This is a genomic window from Pseudokineococcus marinus, from assembly GCF_013004605.1.
Taxonomy (GTDB): Bacteria; Actinomycetota; Actinomycetes; order Actinomycetales; family Quadrisphaeraceae; genus Pseudokineococcus; species Pseudokineococcus marinus.
In genome coordinates this window covers 1-1,040 of the sequence record NZ_JABEMA010000567.1, presented here as the reverse complement: position 1 = coordinate 1,040, position 1,040 = coordinate 1, and the positions used below count along the sequence as shown (strand labels likewise).

Here is a 1,040-nt window from a genome sequence, read left to right as displayed (position 1 = left end):
CGCGCCGGTGCCGTCGGCCAGCTGCCCGGCGCCGGTGGCCAGGCCGTCGGCGCCCTCGGCCAGGGCGCGCTGGCCGGTGAGCAGCGCGTCGGCCCCCTGGACGAGGCCGTCGGCGCCCTCGGACGCCTGCCCCAGCCCGTCCGCGAGGGCGCCCGCGCCGTCGGCGGCCTGCTGCAGCTGCTGGCTCACGGTGGAGAAGCCGACGAGGAAGGAGCTGGCCGCCTGCTCCCCCACCTGGTCGGCCACGGCCTGCTGCGTAGCCGCGACCACGCGCTCGGCGATGGTGCGGCCGAGGTAGCTGGTGGCGTCGTTGGTCGTCAGCTCGAGCTGCGCCTGCCGGGGCGGGGCGGGATCGCCCGCCGAGACGGCCTGCTGGACCGACGCGAGGTCGGAGGAGAAGGTGGCGGGCACGAGGAGAGAGGCCTCGTAGCGCCCGTCCCGCACGCCCTCCGCCGCGTCCTGGGCGTCGGTCCGCTGCCAGTCCAGCTCGCCGTCCACCTCGAGGTCGCGCGCGACCTGCGAGCCCACGGACAGGAGCACCCCGCCCGTGCTGGCGCCCTCGTCCTCCACGACCAGCGCGGCGGGCACCTGGTCCAGGCGCTCGTAGGGGTCGTGGTTGGCCCACAGGTACAGCCCCGCGTAGAGCACGGGGACGAGCGCGAGAGCCAGCACCGCCAGGCGCGCCATCGGCGAGGCGAGCAGGCGGCGCACCTCCGTCCCCGACGAGGCCCGGGCCGCGGCGCCGACCCCGGCGAGCGGGGAGGACCGGCGGGCGCGCGGCCGCTCCCCGGCGTCGGGCAGCTCGAGGCGGCCCCCCTCGTCGGAGCGGGGGCCGTCGGAGGAGCCGTGGGCGCCGGAGGAGGCGCCGTCGGAGGGGCGAGCGGGTGTGGTCACAGGGTCGCCTCCACGGCGATCTCGGTCGGTCGCGGGGGCAGGTCGTCGGGGCGCGCGGCCCGCCCGACGCCGGCGGCGGCCCGGAGGTCGGCGGGACGCAGGAGGCCGGCGCCCTCGAGCAGCGCCGCCTCGGCGCGGGGCACGAG

At 79.3% G+C, this 1,040-nt stretch carries 1 protein-coding gene; it reads right to left on the bottom strand.

Features of this window, described 5'->3' with window-relative positions; all coding sequences use genetic code 11:
* Positions 1-894 (bottom strand): YhgE/Pip domain-containing protein (locus HLB09_RS17535; protein ID WP_212771338.1); only part of this gene is annotated, 894 nt, incomplete at its 3' end.
* Positions 895-1,040 lie beyond the last annotated feature (146 nt).